This window comes from Mangrovibacter phragmitis (assembly GCF_040429585.1).
GTDB classification, from domain to species: Bacteria; Pseudomonadota; Gammaproteobacteria; order Enterobacterales; family Enterobacteriaceae; genus Mangrovibacter; species Mangrovibacter phragmitis.
Genome location: NZ_CP134782.1, coordinates 1,976,744 through 1,990,770, shown reverse-complemented (window position 1 = coordinate 1,990,770; position 14,027 = coordinate 1,976,744). Strand labels below are relative to the sequence as shown.

Sequence of the window (14,027 nt, the reverse complement as noted above, 5' to 3'; positions counted from 1 at the left end):
CTTTACCCTGACCGACCAGGAAAAACCGCCCCAAAACACCGGGCAGTCATTCCTTTTTTTATCTTTTTACAACGGGTTACACTGACAACAGTCAGACCCGTGGCGGCAGCATCCCCGGATAACGGCTGGCCACAATGTCATTGAGCCGGTCAGCCGGTTCACCACGTTCGTCAGATAGCGGCGGTGCCGCCGGGCCAGTGCCAGTTCTTCCCGCCACGGGTTCACTTTCTTCATGCGGCCTCCCGCCTGAACGTCAGTTTGTTGGGCACCTGCCAGCGTTCAGCCATGCGCACCCGGACGGATGAAGCAGCCACGATTTCCCGCACGGCGAGTAACCGGCTCCAGAGTGGATCCCCGGCCTGCTCCAGCCAGGCCACGTCAGCCAGTGATGCGAACCGGCTGCACCACGCAGTAAACAGCCCGGACAGTTCCCGCTCATTCAGGTCATCCTGCCAGCGTTCATACCAGGCCCCCACGGTGTCCGGGGAATGAAAATTCAGTTCAGTCCGGGCCTGACTGACCAGGTTCTGTTGCTGCAGGGCGGCCTGCGCCATGCGGTTATCTTCCTGGCGGCAGGCCTTGTGCCGTTTCAGTCCGGCCTGACGCTCCAGGCGGGTACGTTTGCGGAACGCCACATCCGGGAACAGCGCACTGGCGACCGCGAGGGGGAGCGGCAGCGGGCAGTGTTCGCCCTGCGAAGCGAGCAGCTCATCCAGGGCGCTTTCCACCTCTTTCAGGGTTCCCTGCCCGTTGCGGGGAGACCAGACCAGGCCGGGAATGGCCCGGGCGTTGGTGGCATTGAGTCTGCCCGACCCGGTCAGCAGGCGCAGGAAAGTCCGGGCATACGGATGTTCAGGCAGCCGGTTCCCGGCCTGCCGGTCTTCTTCAACCCGGGTAATGGCCTGCAGGGCCGCCTGCCGGGCAGGATGCAGGGAGGTCAGTGAACGGTTGACGGGGATCATGCGACCACCTCCTCATCCAGCAGGGAGGCCACCGTGCGGGGGGTACAGCCGAACCGGCAGAGGGAGGCCACCCGCGCCAGCCACTGCGCGGTGAGCAGCGGTTCAAGCTGTTCACCGGACATCAGCGGGCGCAGCACACTGCCGTCCGGCGAAGCCAGCAGCAGCAACCAGGTTCCGCTCAGTTCGCCGGGGCTGCACAGGCACACCACCACCGCCGGGTTATCGACCGGTGAGAACCGGCACTGGACCGGGAACAGCCCGCCAAATTCACCCCGGCATTCCGGGATAACCGTCCACCCTTCCGGGATCATAATGGTCGCCAGCACATCGCTGGTCAGGGACTGGCGGGTCACCTCGCCGCTTTCACGGATGGCTTCAAAATCACAGGCAGAAAAATTATTCAGGTCGGTCAGGGAATACATGGGGTTCTCCTTATGACCGCCCCTCCCGGGGCGGTCTGCATCATCAGGCGGCGTGTGCCGGGGTGTCAGTGTCAGTGCTGCGCGGACGGGCCGTGGGATCCGCCGCACAGAGCCAGGCCGGTACCCAGCGGGTGCCAGCCATCACGCTTTCCGCCAGGTCTGCCGCCTCCCCTTTTTTCATCTTCTCCGCATCCCGGGCGGCCCCGGTCATCCCGGCCTCATTCAGCACATCCACAATCTGGCTGTGTTTCAGGGAGCGGAAATAACTCTCCGCCCCGGGCTGCCACCAGTCACGCAGGTGGAACCCGATGGCGTTTTCCAGCGGGTCAAGGTTACTGCGCGAGGTATGACCGCAGTCACGGGTCTGAACCCCGTCCACGGAACAGGCGGTACAGAAGGCCAGCAGCGCCATCAGCACACTGCCGTCAAGGGTGAAGAAGGTGGTGAAGTCCTTTTCCCAGCCAGCCGGTAACAGGTTTTCCAGACTGTGTTTTTCTGCCATGAGCGCCTGGTATGCCGCGCCGTTCTTCCCGGACGGGGCTTCTGCGGTCAGGTTACCGTGTGACACAGTCACACTGAGCCGGAACGGATGTGCGGTGGACACATACCCGCCGAACACACTGGTACACAACCGCCAGGTCATCAGTGCCACCGCTTTTTCCGGCTGCTGCATCAGCGCGGCCTGAACAGCCAGCGTCCGTTCCGAGGACATTTTTGTCAGCAACGGCACACTGACCCCTTCTGCGGCATCGGGCTGGCGGGTACTGAGCACTGACGCCACCGGGCGGCTGTTTTCCTCTTCCGTCATGTCGGCCCGGCGACGAATGCCACGCTGGATCCTGATTTCCCCGTCAGACAACATGCTGACCACCACCCCGGACACCGCCTTCACCGCTTCCGGCCAGGCACAGATTTCACCGGCTTCTTCCAGTGCCAGAATCTCTGCCGCCAGTTCAGCCGCTTCATCACACTCTGTGTCAAAGGTGCTGTAACGCGCCTGCAGTTCATCCAGTCGTCCCTGTTCATGCCGGGTGTACACCGGGGCCGGGGCCTCCTGGACAAGGAAGGTTTCCCGGTCTTCGCCGTGTTGCCGGACAGGGTCATTTCTGCCCAGACTCCACGCCCAGCCCTCCTGCTGCTGAATGTCCCGGGCCAGCCCGTCCAGCTTTTCCTGAAACAGGCGGAAAACCAGCCCACTGTCTGCCGTACCGTCCCCCTCTTCGGCACTGAACAGGTCTTCACGCACCCTGCCCCCGGCGGCTTCGTAAGTCTCCCGACCGACAAACCGGAACACGGCATGGGTGACGGATATTTCGGTATCCGTCACCGCGCGTTTCAGGGCATGCACCGGTGCGCCTGACCACTGTGCGGTGACGTTCGCGTAAATCTCCATCTGGCGAACCGGATCACTTTCCAGACACAGTGCCTGGCCCTGTTCCACGGTCAGTTTGTTTTCAGCCAGCAGGGCCAGCAGTGAGGGCGCCAGTCCGGCAAGTTTCAGCATGCGCCGGACATGGCGCACCCCGAACCCCAGTGCCGCCCCGATCTGCTCCGGCGTCTGCCCCTGCTCTGCCAGTGTGCGGAACCCGGTTATCTGCTCAGCCGGGTGCATTGCCGCCCGTTGTTCGTTCTCCGCAACGGAGGCCACCGTTGCCAGAGCTTCCGGGATCACTTTTACCGCCACCGGATAATCCGGGCTGATACGCCCCGCTTCACGCAGCAGTTGCAGGGCACTGAGACGACGCCCCCCGGCTGCCACGCCATACAATCCGTCCGGGAGGGCATGGACGGTCAGGTTCTGCAGCAGACCGGTGGTGGCAACGGACTCCGCCAGCCCCCGGATACTGTCCACGCTGTATGGCAGGGTGCGCACATTCAGCGGTGACGGACGCAGGGCTGACAGCGGCACCAGACGTGTTTCAGCCGCACTGACGGCTTCATCCAGCGCCGCCCGTTGTGCGGCATCAGGCTGCTTCCTGTTTGCTTTCCGGGGGTTTTTTACGGCAGACTCTGTGACGGACATGATTAATACCTCGCTGTGTTAATGACTGTTCATGCCGGACGTGGCTGCGTCCGGCACCTTCTGATTACTGTTTTGCCACGCCGTAGCGGCTGATATAGCGGTTCAGCATGACCCCGGCACCGGCTTCAAAATTCCAGGCGCGCCAGACAAGCACACCGTCACGGTCACGCACCACCAGGCGAAAATGGCTGCGCTGATCATCTTCAATCGTGACGTTATGAAACCGTTCCGTGAGGGCTTCGGCCTGTTGACGGGTAAACTCACCGTCCGGCAGGTGGGGAAAGGACATATTTTTCTCCGTGTTCTGTGTCAGTGAAGGCCCTGCCAGGCAGGGCCGGAAAAAGGGAAATTAAAAGGGCACCTCATCATCAAAAGGCGGGAAATCTGCCGGGTTTGCCGGAGGAATGTCCGTGGCAGACTGGGGAGCCGGGGTCGCGTCCTGACGGCCTTTCCTGCCGGTCTGCCCGGCAGGTGCCGGACGGGCACCCAGCATCTGCATCGTGCCGCCGGTATTCACCACCACTTCCGTGGTGTAATGCTCTGCACCGCTCTGGTCCTGCCATTTACGGGTACGCATCCGGCCCTCGATGTAAACCTGTGCGCCTTTGCGCAGGTATTCCCCGGCCACTTCGGCCAGTTTTCCGAACAGCACCACCCGGTGCCATTCGGTCTGCTCACGCAGCTCCCCGGACTGTTTGTCCCGCCAGGACTCTGAAGTGGCCAGCGTCAGGTTGGCCACGGCCCCGCCGTTCGGCATGTAACGCACGTCCGGGTCCTGCCCCAGATTCCCGACCAGAATCACTTTGTTGATGCCCCGTGATGCCATGATAAATCCCCCTCTGTTGTGGTTTTAACACCCCGTCACCCGTTGAGTTTCCGGAGTCCGCGGTGTTGACGTTTTGTGTCTGCCGGCTGATGTTTCCCGCCGGTGGTGACTGCTGTCACCCGTTTGAGAACCCTCGCCGCGAGGGCGTAAACCGGCACTGCCCGGTGCAGATGTCCGGGGCGGACACGACAGTTTTTTGCCTGCAAAAAAGTTTCGTGGCCGTTTATTTACCCTGGACAGCCAGACGGGTTGTGGCTGTCTCAGCCCGGGCGAAGGGACTCACACGGGAGTGACGGTCACGGGCAGGGAATGAGCAGGCAGACACCGCAACGACGGCGCGCGGCAGCGAAACGGCGTTGCGCCTTACAGCCTGGCAGTACCGGGCTGCAGGAAGCGCCGCCCCCGGCGCGACAGGGCGGCGTGTCCGTTAACGGACACTGCAAGCCGGTGTTGCGTCAGGATGGAAACCCGCTGGCCCGGAACGGGCCCGGGCAGAGACAGCCCCGCTGGCTCTGTGCGAAGCATGACAGCCGCCCGGACGCCCGGGGCAAAGGATCTTTAGCTGTTAAACTGGCGCGGCCTGAAAAAGGTGTTATTAAATAACTCTCATTAATGAATATTAATGCTAATAGAAAACATATTAATTCAAAAAATAAGAGGTCTGGCATGTCAGTCACCCTCTCCGGTTGAAAGCATTGCCGTTTTTGATATCAACGATGTTCTCATCTCAACGACCTGGTTTTATTTTCCCTGAACTCAGGCAAGCAGTATGAACCAGCAGTACGGCGTGAAGCGCGCCGCCAGGCGCGTCTTCTGCCGTTCTGCCGCCGCAGGCGGCGGTGTTTTCGCCCGGGCCAGAAAGGGCGTCGGGCTTCCCTGCCCTGCTCCCGGCGTTTACGGGTTAATGGCCTCCCAGGCACGACTGAGCGCTTCTTCAATGGCGCGCGGATCATCATCTCCGCCGGTTTCAAGCAGCCGGCCTGCGGCTTCAGCCAGTATTTCCAGGTCGCTGGCAGAAACGGTCACTGGCCGGTTACGGCGTGCTGCGGCGTGCCGGACGGCACTGGCGATAAACCGGACGGTTTCAGCGCCCACGCCAGCTTCGTGCTGTGCATCCCTGTCCCATGTCGAGATGTCGCACACGATTTCGGCGGCGGTTTCCTCCGTGAGGTGCTCGTCATGGAGTACCTTCATCACATCCTCTTTACGCCAGATGATGAGCGTGATTTTTTCCTCGCCCTGAAATTCGGTTTTCAGGCGGTGGTAAAGCTGGCTGACGGTTCCGTACATTTTTTGGCTCCTTATCGGGGGTGGCTACGCCACCCCCGCGCTGTCGCTGGGCTGTTATTCGTCTGTCTGCGCTTTCAGCGCGGCGCTGACACGTAAAAGCGCCTGTGTTTCGTGCGGATACAGCCGCGCGGCCGCCCCCTTGCCGCTCTGTGCGTCCTCAAGGCGCATAAAATCCCACGCCACCCTGAGCGCAATTTCGAGTGCGGCGGCGGGCACCGTCGCTTCGCGGGCCTGCTTCTCTTCCTCGCCGATGTTATCCAGTACAGCCTGGAGCGTTTCCAGGCTCACGCCGTATTCGTGCTGCGAATCGAGCCCGTCAATTTGCTGCAAAATTTCGTCGGCGGTTTCGTCGGTGATCCGTGCGTTATCCAGCACACTGAGCACGTCCTCTTTCGTCCAGATAATCAGCGTCATGAGTTCATCGGATTTGTAGCGCTGGTGCAGTTGTTCACAAATATCGTTAACGGTTCCGTACATGGTGTTTTCCTGTGTTCTGCCGGGAATACGGGCGGCCGTGCCGCCCGTGCGAATGTCAGTCCAGCGCACGCCAGATAACGGCGGCATCCGGGTGCGTGTCAGCAAATGCCATCAGTTGTTCATAGCGGCGGCAGAAGTGGCGGCACAGCTCCTCACGGTCATGGTGGCTGTGGTGCCAGCTCCGGTGATTCAGGACAAGCGCAGTCAGGATGATCCCCGCCACGTCCCCGCTCACGGTCTGCTCAAACCCGTTATCCGTGTTGCAGAATGTCAGGGTGTCCACATCCGGTGCCATATAGCCGCCGCCGTCCGGCAGACGATAAAACTGCCAGAATCCACCCGGATAGTCCGGGCAAAAACGTTGCGCATAGCCGTACACGGACGCCTCCGACAGCATGAAATCGCTGCCAAACAAATCCGGCAAAAAAGTGAGGCGCTGTGCCCCGGTGAGCAATACGTTGTCAGTAGCCTGTGCTGTGGTCATGGTTTTTCCTCCACGGTTAAAGGGGATAACAGTTCCGGCCTGAGCCGTGACGGAACGCCAGCCCGGCGAAAAGCGGAGGATGCAGGGGCGACACCGGAAGCCGCATGCGCGCCGTAAACGGGCTGAATGCGCCGTTTACGGGGGGAACGGGTGAGGATGTCGGCGACAGCGAACCCTTGCAGCCGCAGTGGCCGGGCTAAAGTAACGGCACGGCTAAGGCCGTCACCGCACGGAGGCTGACAGTTCCCCGGTGCTGCCCGGAGGGTGGCGCCGGCAGAGAAGCGGAGCCGGCGACTTCCTTATTGCGTGAAACCGGCAGGCGTCCCTGCCCGGCCGGTCAGTCCTCCCCTTTCATTTCTGCAATGGCGGCAGCGAGGTGATCCCAGTTAAACCCCACACTGGCGTCATGCCGGTCGGTGGCAATGTCCATCGCACAGGCAATTTCTTCGGGCGTGAGTGTCTCATCCAGTGCCAGAAAATCATCAGCCAGCCAGAATGTGCCGCAGCACAGCGCCTCTTCCGGCCAGCGCTGAAGACGGCGGATCAGCCCGCCCACAGTCATATCATTCATCGTTTGCTCCTTATTCTGTTCTCCCGCACGGGCAGGCACCCCGCCCGTGCGTCCTGTTAATCAGCCGCCAAAATGCGCCACATTCCCGACCAGCCAGTCCGGCCCGCACACATCACAGCCGCCGTCCTCATCTTCGTCGCCCCACTCCAGCGCGTCTTCCAGCCACTCCGTGAGTTCACCGCCCGAATATTCACTGAAACCGCAGAAGTCGCAGCCACATTCCGCATACCAGTGCTTCACGGTGCAGCCATACTGCGCACTGAGGGCGGCGAGCACCGCCCCTGACGGCGGACACCACGGCGTGTCGAAATCCACCTGAAGACAGTTCCCGCTGACCTCTGTGATACCGGCCTCGAATCCGCACGGCCATTTAATACCGTAACGGGTGCTGTACCAGTCATACCCGGAGGGCACCCCGTCCAGCAGTTTGCCGTTAAAACCGTTCACTTCCACATCCAGCCGGGTCGGCAGTAACAACAGCATGTCCATCACCTGCCCCTCAGCCTGCGGCGTATTCCGGCACCGGTTGTTCCACCAGAGCTCCACCTTCGTATCCCCGGCTGTGCCCCAGTCGTGGCGTTTGTTCCGAAACAGGCGTTCCACCTCCACCTGTTCCTCCCCGGACAGGCTTTCCCAGTGACGGGCAGCCAGCCCACTGCCCAGCCACAGGTCATGCAGGTGTCCGCACCGGTCACGGGTGAGTTCAGCCCCGTTCATCAGCAGGGTCAGCCAGTCACTGTAAGCCCGGTTTTCCGGCGTGTCCTGACCGGGGCGTGTCGTGCATAACGCGGGGTAAGGCGCACGGTTTACCGGTTCAACCGGACGGAGGATACCGGCACAGCCGGCCGCAAAAAATTGTCTTCCCTCCCCGACAGCCTGCGCATACCACGGGGTCTGCGTACCACGGACAAGGGCATGAATTCCGGACAGATCCGGGGCGGTGATCAAAAGCCGGTTGGCACACCAGTTCGGCATAATGTGACTCCTCAGTTAAGGTTGCTCGTGTACGGCCATCGCCGTGCCGCCACAAAAGCCCGGCGAAAAGCTGAGGAAGCAGGGGCATTCCCGGAAGCCGCACGCGCGCCGTGAGCGGGCTGAACGCACCGTGAACGGCGGGAACGGGTGAGGAGAATGGCGACAGCGAACCCTTGCAGACGAGGCCGCCGGGCTACCGTGAAGGCACGGCGGTGAAACCCGGCCGTTTCCGGCAACGCCGGGGACGGAGGTATGGCGGTGCGGTGTGCCGCACCGGTCCTTAATGAAATGGCCCCGGATACCCGGGGCCGGGGGTCATGCGGCCCGCGCTTTCAGGGTCCGGAGGTCCTCACCCAGCAGGGCAACTGAGCAGGGCACCGGCTGACCGGCCTCAAAACACTGGCTTTCCCGGGCCGTCACCTCACGGACGGCCCAGTCAATGACACGGTTCAGCAGCGCCGCCGGGACCGTCACCTGCCGGCGGGACGCCACGCGCATCGAGCGCAGCAGCCGGCGCACGTCTTCCCGGGTGAGCCCCGCTTCCTGGTACGTGTCCATGGGGATATCCCCCAGGGCGGCCATCAGTGCCGGCAGTTCTTCATCGCTCACCCTTTCTTCTTCCGGGTCACAGGCGGCCTCCACCGATCCGGGTGTCCAGACAAGCAGCAGCAACGGTTCATCCGGGGTAAACATTCTTTCCAGTTCATGGCACAGTTCTTCGCGGGTTCCAAACATCGGTATTTCCTCATTCATGAAGGCCGGTTAATCCGGCCCGGGTGTCAGTCTTTAAAACTCTCGTCCAGCTCCAGGGCTTCCTGGTATGCCGCCAGATACAGGGTGTTAATCCGGCGCAGGGTCTGTCCTGCCAGCCGGTCCGTCAGGGCGGGTGCGTCATAGCGGTACTGTCTTTCCAGACCATTCAGGGTGTCACGCAGGTCACACATGCTGTTTGTCAGCGCCGCCACGGCGGCGCGCAGGTCCTCATGACCGGTGTAATTCATCAGGCGGCCTCCGGGTGGTGCCAGTCGTCATTGGCCGCCGGCAGGTGCAGGGCGCGTCGGACGGCCGCCAGGCGTTGCAGTCCGGCAGCGTGGTACTGCGGCAGCAGTTCTATGCCGATATAACGCCGCCCGGCCCGGGCCGCCGCCACACAGGTGGAGCCGGACCCGGCAAACGGGTCGAGGACAATGCCCCCTGGCGCGGTAAAGGATTCAATCAGGGGTTGCAGACTGGCCACCGGTTTTTCTGTCGGGTGATGCCGGTTGCCCGTGTACTGCCAGGGCAGCACATCACCCAGCGGTTTGAGGGGTTTACGGGGCCGTCCCTTCGCCAGCAGATAGGCACACTCATGGGTGTAGCCCAGCCAGGACGCATTTGAGGCGTAAGTTTTGGCGAATACCAGGTGGCCGACGACACTGAATCCGGCCGCTTTCCAGGCATTCACGAACCGGTCCACCCGGTTCCAGCCGTAGAAACTGACCATCAGGGCATCGCGTTTAAGTACGCGGTACATTTCGTGGCAGGCCGGTTGCAGCCATTCATCCGTGGTATCCCCGGCAATGGAACGCCCGGAACGGTCGCGGAAACCGACAAGATACGGCGGGTCAGTCAGGATGAAATCGACAGCGTTATCCGGAAAGCCGGACATGATCTGGACGCAGTTACCCAGGACAAAACGGGACATAACGGTACTCCTCCGGTGACAGGGGGCGTCAGGAGGGCATCGCCACGATGCCCGTTCCCTGCTGCCCGGAGCCTCAAGGCACCGTCAGGCAACGGGTCAGGCTGACCGTGGAATACCGCAGCCGTCAGTCTTTAATGGCGGCGAGGATATGCCGCGAAAGCAGCTTGAAGGGCGATCATCAGACCGCGAAGGGATGGCGCAAAATAGCCGGGGCGACAGACATGAGCCATAAAAGCCGCCCGCCCCGTGACCGCCTGACGGGGCACGATGGCTACGGGCAGTGGAGATCCCGCCGCCAGGCGGTTTTTTATGCCGTTTGCCGGTATTCGGTTTTACAGATAGTTTCCCGACACCCGCCCCTACTCCGCGCAGTATCCGGAACATTTCATTTTCCTGTGAATAACCCAAAGGTTGTAAATAACCTTTGAGTTATAATAACCTGTAGGTTATGATTGTGCACATGGAACGACCATCTGATGCGATGCCGCACAGGAAAGGGGCCGCAACGTGTTTGAACTGATTTTTCACCCGGAAGCACAACAGGAAATACTCGACCTGGACAGTGTGATTCAGGGTAAGGCGTTAGCCGCACTGGATAAGCTGGAGTTACAGGGCAACCAGTTAAGGTATCCGCATACGGATATCATTCAGGACGGTCTTTTTGAGTTACGGGCGGGAAAGAAAGACATTACACGGACTTTTTTCGCCTTTGCTAAGGGAAGAAAAATTTATATCCTGCGAACGTTTGTCAAAAAGACGCCCAGGACACCACCGGCAGAGATAGCCCTGGCACTGCAAAGACTGGAGGAACTGACAGATGAAAGTTAAAGGTATTTCCTTTGAAGATGTAAAAGCAAAAGCATTACAGAACCCGGATGTAATGGCCACTTATCTCGCAGAAAAGAAGGAAGAAGAGCTACAGGAACTGCTTGCTGACCTGCGGCGCAGAGCTGGCATTAACAGCACTCAGGTAGCTGAACGTATGGGCATTACGCAGCCAGCCGTCAGTAAACTGGAAAGAAATGCCAGCAAAGCCAGTATCTCAACACTGGAAAGATATGCTGCGGCCTGCGGTGCCAGTATCAAAATCGTCATGGGCTAGTCTGTAAACCGACGGCGGGATGACTTCCCGTCATTCAGGGAGTAATTCATGAATTATGATGAAATAACAAAAATTACCGCTGAACGTATAAATGACTATATGAACGAAGCGGTTAATACAGACTCAAAAGGCGTTGCGGAAATGTATCATAACGCCGCATGGGGGGTGCGTTCATTGTGGTTTGAACTCGTCTCGCAGATAGATACAGATACCCACAAAAAAAACAGATATGCAGATTTTGAATTAAGACGGAAAATTGAAAAGCAGAGAGAAGAATTTATACAAATCACAGATCGTGAATGTGTCCCACTACTGAAGTCGCCAGAATAATGAATAGTGATATGACAGCGCATACAGCAACTTCCCTTCTGAGTCTCATGGAGTTTAAAAAATGAAAACTACTCATAGCGTTACAGACACAGAAATATCAGTAATGAGGGACGTTTTAATTATCCTTATGAAAGGTATTGCTTTTGTATTCCTTGTAACAAGTGCAGTCGCTCTTTTCTTCGGTGGTATGTATTTAATTGGTAAGGGAGGATTCTGGTTGCAAATAAGTTACAACCATGCATTTAGAATTTTCATATCAGTTCTAACATCCGTGTTAATTATTATTTTTTGGTATATGATTTTCTGTATTTTAAAAACAAAAGACGGCACTGAAGAACACAATACATTTTGTGTTTTGTGTACAAAATTTGGTCTTTCTCTTGTTTTCTTGCTTGGGGTATTTATATCTATATTCTGTAACACACCAGACGAAACACCAACTGATCTTGCACTCGTATTATGTACTATAGCTATTATAATATTTTGTATGTTCGGTGGTATTATCATCATTGCAAATAATGAATAATTTTAAATACACGCCATTTATTACATAATAAAATGGCGTTAAACAATAGATGGATTTAATTAGGACTTATTAAATAAAAATAAAAAACATAAAAATCTGCGTGCCAATAGTTATAGTTCTTTCAATGATGGTGGCATTTTCTGCATATTTAAAATCATGGGCAGTGTTATACACTTTACTTTCCTGTGCAGTAGTAACTACTGCCATCATATCATTGCCTTTTATAGTCTCACCGTTGCAGCGCTCAAAATATTTTGCTCTTAGGGTTTTAAGATTATTTATTAATACACTCTGGGCTATTGGCCTTGCATGTGTAATCTTTTCATTCATTGATCGCCTGATATGGGTTAATGCGGAAAGTTACCCTACATGGTTGGCTAAGGATTTAACATCCCCCTCAATTATTGGCGCTGAAAATTTCATTAAAGCAAAAGATTTTTTTATAAGACCTGCGGGAAAAATAGAGGTTATCTTACTGTCACACCCAAGCGTAACGGCACGTTTATGCGCTGTGATGATGGTATTTCTTTCGATTCATGGTGGAAAGGTGTCTACCGGCTTAAAACACCTGAAAAGTGAAGTCTGTGATTCTGGCGGTAATGCTAAGAGGGAAAAAGAGGGTTCATAATTTTTCCCGGAGCCTGGTTTTCAGTTGCGGCACTATTGAAGTCGCCTGACTAAGAAACAGTAATATGGTTGCGTTAACGCAGGCACGAGAAGACAATATACCCTGGTATGAAATACCGAGAGCAGATCAGCTTCAGGGCTATAAGTTTCCACAGGTGATACGCACATAAGCTACACCGTAAAAAAGGCCGCTTAAGCGGCCTTAGTGCAGGAAATGGCTTCCATATAAGCAGTTTCTAAAACGCGGGGATCTCTGGAGTTGTAAAGGCGAACGATGGATTCATAACGTTCAGCACATCCCCGCTCGTCAGCACGGCGGTAATACTCATTGTGGAGTTTATTCAGGCTCTTTCGCAGCAGAAGCCTACCGACGACTATCAGAGCAAACGCAATAATAAGAAAAAATGTCATGTCTACCTCCTGTCGTTATTACCCAATAATATCAGGCCAGTTCTCCCGCTACCAGCAGAACTGGACAGAAAAACCTGAACGTCCAGGGCGGGACGAAATAAGCGGCAATATTATTTCATATACTCATCACCAGAGCAGCGCTGCGTGGTTTTAATATGCTCACGTAATAATTTCTCCCATATTTTTTGTTCTTCATCATTTAATTTCATGCGTTCAATGGGTTCATGGAGGTGTTTAAGCGAAGGAATTACCGTTTCTGGTAGTTCCTTAAATTTTAAGCTAGTGAGGTTGATTTTCATAGAGAATGATTGCCAGGCGTTTTTTTATACCGTTCAACGGTATTCGGTTTTACCGGAAGTTAACCGAAGTCTCGACCCAGACGATATAGTCACCAGGGAAACTCCTCAAAAGGCATATTTAAAAGCAGTATTAATGCTAATGTATGCGTACATTAGCATTAATAACAGGGTGGTTAGCCCTCTTCCTCTCTGGAAGCCCGAATTCCCGCCTGATACAGCCGCTTTACCCGCTCAATCTCGGCCAGCGTTGCCGACCAGTGCAGACCGGCATCACGCCGATATCTGGCGGCTATTTTTTCCACGGCCTCCGGGTGGCTGTCGGCACTGCGGTGTTGCCTCCCCTTCTCCCCGAACACTTCCACAATCAGCCACTGGCTCCCCGTTCTGCCGAACAGGGCATTACATAACCGCTTCACGGCCAGCGGAGTTAAGTCCGGGTCGGGATCGTAGGCGATGGTGGCAAAAATAAAGCGCAACATTTCAGAGGTCTTGTAACGTTTTACCGCCGCCGCCAGGCGTGCAGCACGCTGCGGCGCTTCCCAGCGATCGTCACTGTACCCGGCCACTTCGGCCAGGTAATCCCTTTCGAGGTTCGCCACCGTGTAACATCTGCCACCGAGAAACAACCGCATGGCTTTTTTCGTTTCATCCCGCATAAGCTGAAGCCCTGTTAATGCTAATGTATGTGTACATTAGCATTAATCAACCAGACCAGCAATCTAACGGGGAGCAAAGCGACATCCTTGTTATGGGTTCTGAAGCACCCGGAATGTGATTCTCAGCATATGCGTACCTCTTTTTTGCTCAGAACAAACCTGGTGGCTTTATTTACTTAATATCCGCTGAGTGCCAAAAGAGGAAGTTGTTACAGCAGTTTGTCTTGGTCATTTGGGGCGGTTCAAGGTTTTACTATCCCCTCGCGTTGTTTAACATGGACACCTGCAGACATGCTGTAATGTCCTGAAACGTTACTCCAGATATGTGAATTCAGATAGGGCAACGCGCTTAGAGAGGAAAA

General features: G+C 56.6%; 23 protein-coding genes. 6 read left to right on the top strand and 17 right to left on the bottom strand.

Annotation, left to right across the window (positions count from 1 at the left end):
• Positions 1 to 66: 66 nt before the first annotated feature.
• The 6 genes from MPHASIOC01_RS09725 to ssb all read right to left on the bottom strand — a co-directional run bounded on the left by MPHASIOC01_RS09725 (position 67) and on the right by ssb (position 4,233).
• Complete coding sequence (locus MPHASIOC01_RS09725) at positions 67 to 234, bottom strand: hypothetical protein (RefSeq protein WP_353614503.1); 168 nt, start codon at positions 232 to 234, stop codon at positions 67 to 69.
• Entirely contained in the window at positions 231 to 962 is a 732-nt protein-coding gene (locus MPHASIOC01_RS09720) for a plasmid SOS inhibition protein A (protein WP_353614502.1), read from the bottom strand. Before MPHASIOC01_RS09720 ends, MPHASIOC01_RS09725 begins: the two co-directional genes overlap by 4 nt.
• Positions 959 to 1,384: a conjugation system SOS inhibitor PsiB gene (gene psiB, locus MPHASIOC01_RS09715; protein WP_353614501.1), complete on the bottom strand. Its 426-nt coding sequence runs from the start codon at positions 1,382 to 1,384 to the stop codon at positions 959 to 961. The genes MPHASIOC01_RS09720 and psiB overlap by 4 nt, the downstream gene beginning before the upstream one ends.
• Positions 1,385 to 1,427: 43 nt before the next feature.
• Entirely contained in the window at positions 1,428 to 3,407 is a 1,980-nt protein-coding gene (locus MPHASIOC01_RS09710) for a ParB/RepB/Spo0J family partition protein (RefSeq protein ID WP_353614500.1), read from the bottom strand.
• A gap of 64 nt (positions 3,408 to 3,471) precedes the next feature.
• Positions 3,472 to 3,696: a DUF905 family protein gene (locus MPHASIOC01_RS09705; protein WP_353614499.1), complete on the bottom strand. Its 225-nt coding sequence runs from the start codon at positions 3,694 to 3,696 to the stop codon at positions 3,472 to 3,474.
• Positions 3,697 to 3,756: 60 nt separating this feature from the next.
• On the bottom strand, positions 3,757 to 4,233 hold the full coding sequence (ssb, locus tag MPHASIOC01_RS09700; protein WP_353614498.1) for a single-stranded DNA-binding protein: 477 nt from the start codon (positions 4,231 to 4,233) through the stop codon (positions 3,757 to 3,759).
• 309 nt (positions 4,234 to 4,542) lie between these two features.
• Between ssb and MPHASIOC01_RS09695 the strand changes: the two genes are divergently transcribed.
• The gene (locus MPHASIOC01_RS09695) at positions 4,543 to 4,836 is read left to right on the top strand and encodes a hypothetical protein (protein WP_353614497.1); all 294 of its coding nucleotides are present in this window, start codon (positions 4,543 to 4,545) and stop codon (positions 4,834 to 4,836) included.
• 291 nt (positions 4,837 to 5,127) lie between these two features.
• Here the strand turns inward: MPHASIOC01_RS09695 and MPHASIOC01_RS09690 are convergent, their stop codons facing one another.
• The 8 genes from MPHASIOC01_RS09690 to MPHASIOC01_RS09655 form a co-directional block, all read right to left on the bottom strand.
• A complete protein-coding gene (locus MPHASIOC01_RS09690) occupies positions 5,128 to 5,523 on the bottom strand; it encodes a hypothetical protein (RefSeq protein ID WP_353614496.1) in 396 nt (131 codons plus the stop codon).
• Positions 5,524 to 5,577: 54 nt separating this feature from the next.
• On the bottom strand, positions 5,578 to 6,000 hold the full coding sequence (locus MPHASIOC01_RS09685; RefSeq protein ID WP_353614495.1) for a DUF1380 family protein: 423 nt from the start codon (positions 5,998 to 6,000) through the stop codon (positions 5,578 to 5,580).
• 55 nt (positions 6,001 to 6,055) lie between these two features.
• The gene (locus tag MPHASIOC01_RS09680) at positions 6,056 to 6,484 is read right to left on the bottom strand and encodes an antirestriction protein (RefSeq protein WP_353614494.1); all 429 of its coding nucleotides are present in this window, start codon (positions 6,482 to 6,484) and stop codon (positions 6,056 to 6,058) included.
• Positions 6,485 to 6,821: 337 nt separating this feature from the next.
• Complete coding sequence (locus MPHASIOC01_RS09675) at positions 6,822 to 7,055, bottom strand: hypothetical protein (protein ID WP_353614368.1); 234 nt, start codon at positions 7,053 to 7,055, stop codon at positions 6,822 to 6,824.
• 60 nt (positions 7,056 to 7,115) lie between these two features.
• Positions 7,116 to 8,030, bottom strand: a complete 915-nt coding sequence (locus MPHASIOC01_RS09670) for a DUF1281 domain-containing protein (protein ID WP_353614493.1) — start codon at positions 8,028 to 8,030, stop codon at positions 7,116 to 7,118.
• 315 nt (positions 8,031 to 8,345) lie between these two features.
• Complete coding sequence (locus MPHASIOC01_RS09665; RefSeq protein WP_353614492.1) at positions 8,346 to 8,765, bottom strand: DUF1380 family protein; 420 nt, start codon at positions 8,763 to 8,765, stop codon at positions 8,346 to 8,348.
• A 44-nt stretch (positions 8,766 to 8,809) separates the two neighbouring features.
• Positions 8,810 to 9,031, bottom strand: a complete 222-nt coding sequence (locus tag MPHASIOC01_RS09660) for a hypothetical protein (protein ID WP_353614491.1) — start codon at positions 9,029 to 9,031, stop codon at positions 8,810 to 8,812.
• Positions 9,031 to 9,714: a DNA methylase gene (locus tag MPHASIOC01_RS09655; protein ID WP_353614490.1), complete on the bottom strand. Its 684-nt coding sequence runs from the start codon at positions 9,712 to 9,714 to the stop codon at positions 9,031 to 9,033. Before MPHASIOC01_RS09655 ends, MPHASIOC01_RS09660 begins: the two co-directional genes overlap by 1 nt.
• A 507-nt stretch (positions 9,715 to 10,221) precedes the next feature.
• On the opposite strand from MPHASIOC01_RS09655, the gene MPHASIOC01_RS09650 reads away from it, so the two are divergent.
• The 5 genes from MPHASIOC01_RS09650 to MPHASIOC01_RS09630 all read left to right on the top strand — a co-directional run bounded on the left by MPHASIOC01_RS09650 (position 10,222) and on the right by MPHASIOC01_RS09630 (position 12,300).
• On the top strand, positions 10,222 to 10,542 hold the full coding sequence (locus MPHASIOC01_RS09650) for a type II toxin-antitoxin system RelE/ParE family toxin (protein ID WP_353614489.1): 321 nt from the start codon (positions 10,222 to 10,224) through the stop codon (positions 10,540 to 10,542).
• On the top strand, positions 10,532 to 10,816 hold the full coding sequence (locus MPHASIOC01_RS09645) for a helix-turn-helix transcriptional regulator (RefSeq protein ID WP_353614488.1): 285 nt from the start codon (positions 10,532 to 10,534) through the stop codon (positions 10,814 to 10,816). Before MPHASIOC01_RS09650 ends, MPHASIOC01_RS09645 begins: the two co-directional genes overlap by 11 nt.
• A gap of 48 nt (positions 10,817 to 10,864) precedes the next feature.
• Positions 10,865 to 11,146 (top strand): hypothetical protein, encoded by a 282-nt coding sequence (locus tag MPHASIOC01_RS09640; RefSeq protein ID WP_353614487.1) that lies wholly within the window; start codon positions 10,865 to 10,867, stop codon positions 11,144 to 11,146.
• Positions 11,147 to 11,207: 61 nt separating this feature from the next.
• A complete protein-coding gene (locus MPHASIOC01_RS09635; protein WP_353614486.1) occupies positions 11,208 to 11,672 on the top strand; it encodes a hypothetical protein in 465 nt (154 codons plus the stop codon).
• Positions 11,673 to 11,796: 124 nt separating this feature from the next.
• Positions 11,797 to 12,300, top strand: coding sequence for a hypothetical protein (locus MPHASIOC01_RS09630; RefSeq protein ID WP_353614485.1), 504 nt, complete (start codon positions 11,797 to 11,799; stop codon positions 12,298 to 12,300).
• 191 nt (positions 12,301 to 12,491) lie between these two features.
• On the opposite strand, the gene MPHASIOC01_RS09625 is transcribed toward MPHASIOC01_RS09630, so the two are convergent.
• The 3 genes from MPHASIOC01_RS09625 to MPHASIOC01_RS09615 form a co-directional block, all read right to left on the bottom strand.
• On the bottom strand, positions 12,492 to 12,710 hold the full coding sequence (locus MPHASIOC01_RS09625) for a hypothetical protein (RefSeq protein WP_353614484.1): 219 nt from the start codon (positions 12,708 to 12,710) through the stop codon (positions 12,492 to 12,494).
• A 110-nt stretch (positions 12,711 to 12,820) separates the two neighbouring features.
• A complete protein-coding gene (locus MPHASIOC01_RS09620) occupies positions 12,821 to 13,009 on the bottom strand; it encodes a hypothetical protein (RefSeq protein ID WP_353614483.1) in 189 nt (62 codons plus the stop codon).
• A 173-nt stretch (positions 13,010 to 13,182) separates the two neighbouring features.
• The gene (locus MPHASIOC01_RS09615; protein ID WP_353614482.1) at positions 13,183 to 13,665 is read right to left on the bottom strand and encodes a hypothetical protein; all 483 of its coding nucleotides are present in this window, start codon (positions 13,663 to 13,665) and stop codon (positions 13,183 to 13,185) included.
• Positions 13,666 to 14,027: the final 362 nt, after the last annotated feature.

Excerpts from the sequence above, each read along its gene's own strand:
- MPHASIOC01_RS09625 (WP_353614484.1), bottom strand. The coding sequence starts at position 12,710 with ATGACATTTTTTCTTATTATTGCGTTTGCTCTGATAGTCGTCGGTAGG.
- MPHASIOC01_RS09670 (WP_353614493.1), bottom strand. The coding sequence starts at position 8,030 with ATGCCGAACTGGTGTGCCAACCGGCTTTTGATCACCGCCCCGGATCTG.
- MPHASIOC01_RS09680 (WP_353614494.1), bottom strand. The coding sequence starts at position 6,484 with ATGACCACAGCACAGGCTACTGACAACGTATTGCTCACCGGGGCACAG.
- ssb (WP_353614498.1), bottom strand. The coding sequence starts at position 4,233 with ATGGCATCACGGGGCATCAACAAAGTGATTCTGGTCGGGAATCTGGGG.
- MPHASIOC01_RS09635 (WP_353614486.1), top strand. The coding sequence starts at position 11,208 with ATGAAAACTACTCATAGCGTTACAGACACAGAAATATCAGTAATGAGG.
- MPHASIOC01_RS09665 (WP_353614492.1), bottom strand. The coding sequence starts at position 8,765 with ATGTTTGGAACCCGCGAAGAACTGTGCCATGAACTGGAAAGAATGTTT.
- MPHASIOC01_RS09615 (WP_353614482.1), bottom strand. The coding sequence starts at position 13,665 with ATGCGGGATGAAACGAAAAAAGCCATGCGGTTGTTTCTCGGTGGCAGA.
- MPHASIOC01_RS09720 (WP_353614502.1), bottom strand. The coding sequence starts at position 962 with ATGATCCCCGTCAACCGTTCACTGACCTCCCTGCATCCTGCCCGGCAG.
- MPHASIOC01_RS09645 (WP_353614488.1), top strand. The coding sequence starts at position 10,532 with ATGAAAGTTAAAGGTATTTCCTTTGAAGATGTAAAAGCAAAAGCATTA.
- MPHASIOC01_RS09725 (WP_353614503.1), bottom strand. The coding sequence starts at position 234 with ATGAAGAAAGTGAACCCGTGGCGGGAAGAACTGGCACTGGCCCGGCGG.
- MPHASIOC01_RS09675 (WP_353614368.1), bottom strand. The coding sequence starts at position 7,055 with ATGAATGATATGACTGTGGGCGGGCTGATCCGCCGTCTTCAGCGCTGG.
- MPHASIOC01_RS09640 (WP_353614487.1), top strand. The coding sequence starts at position 10,865 with ATGAATTATGATGAAATAACAAAAATTACCGCTGAACGTATAAATGAC.
- MPHASIOC01_RS09695 (WP_353614497.1), top strand. The coding sequence starts at position 4,543 with ATGAGCAGGCAGACACCGCAACGACGGCGCGCGGCAGCGAAACGGCGT.
- MPHASIOC01_RS09655 (WP_353614490.1), bottom strand. The coding sequence starts at position 9,714 with ATGTCCCGTTTTGTCCTGGGTAACTGCGTCCAGATCATGTCCGGCTTT.
- MPHASIOC01_RS09620 (WP_353614483.1), bottom strand. The coding sequence starts at position 13,009 with ATGAAAATCAACCTCACTAGCTTAAAATTTAAGGAACTACCAGAAACG.
- MPHASIOC01_RS09685 (WP_353614495.1), bottom strand. The coding sequence starts at position 6,000 with ATGTACGGAACCGTTAACGATATTTGTGAACAACTGCACCAGCGCTAC.
- MPHASIOC01_RS09690 (WP_353614496.1), bottom strand. The coding sequence starts at position 5,523 with ATGTACGGAACCGTCAGCCAGCTTTACCACCGCCTGAAAACCGAATTT.
- MPHASIOC01_RS09660 (WP_353614491.1), bottom strand. The coding sequence starts at position 9,031 with ATGAATTACACCGGTCATGAGGACCTGCGCGCCGCCGTGGCGGCGCTG.
- MPHASIOC01_RS09630 (WP_353614485.1), top strand. The coding sequence starts at position 11,797 with ATGATGGTGGCATTTTCTGCATATTTAAAATCATGGGCAGTGTTATAC.
- MPHASIOC01_RS09710 (WP_353614500.1), bottom strand. The coding sequence starts at position 3,407 with ATGTCCGTCACAGAGTCTGCCGTAAAAAACCCCCGGAAAGCAAACAGG.
- MPHASIOC01_RS09705 (WP_353614499.1), bottom strand. The coding sequence starts at position 3,696 with ATGTCCTTTCCCCACCTGCCGGACGGTGAGTTTACCCGTCAACAGGCC.
- psiB (WP_353614501.1), bottom strand. The coding sequence starts at position 1,384 with ATGTATTCCCTGACCGACCTGAATAATTTTTCTGCCTGTGATTTTGAA.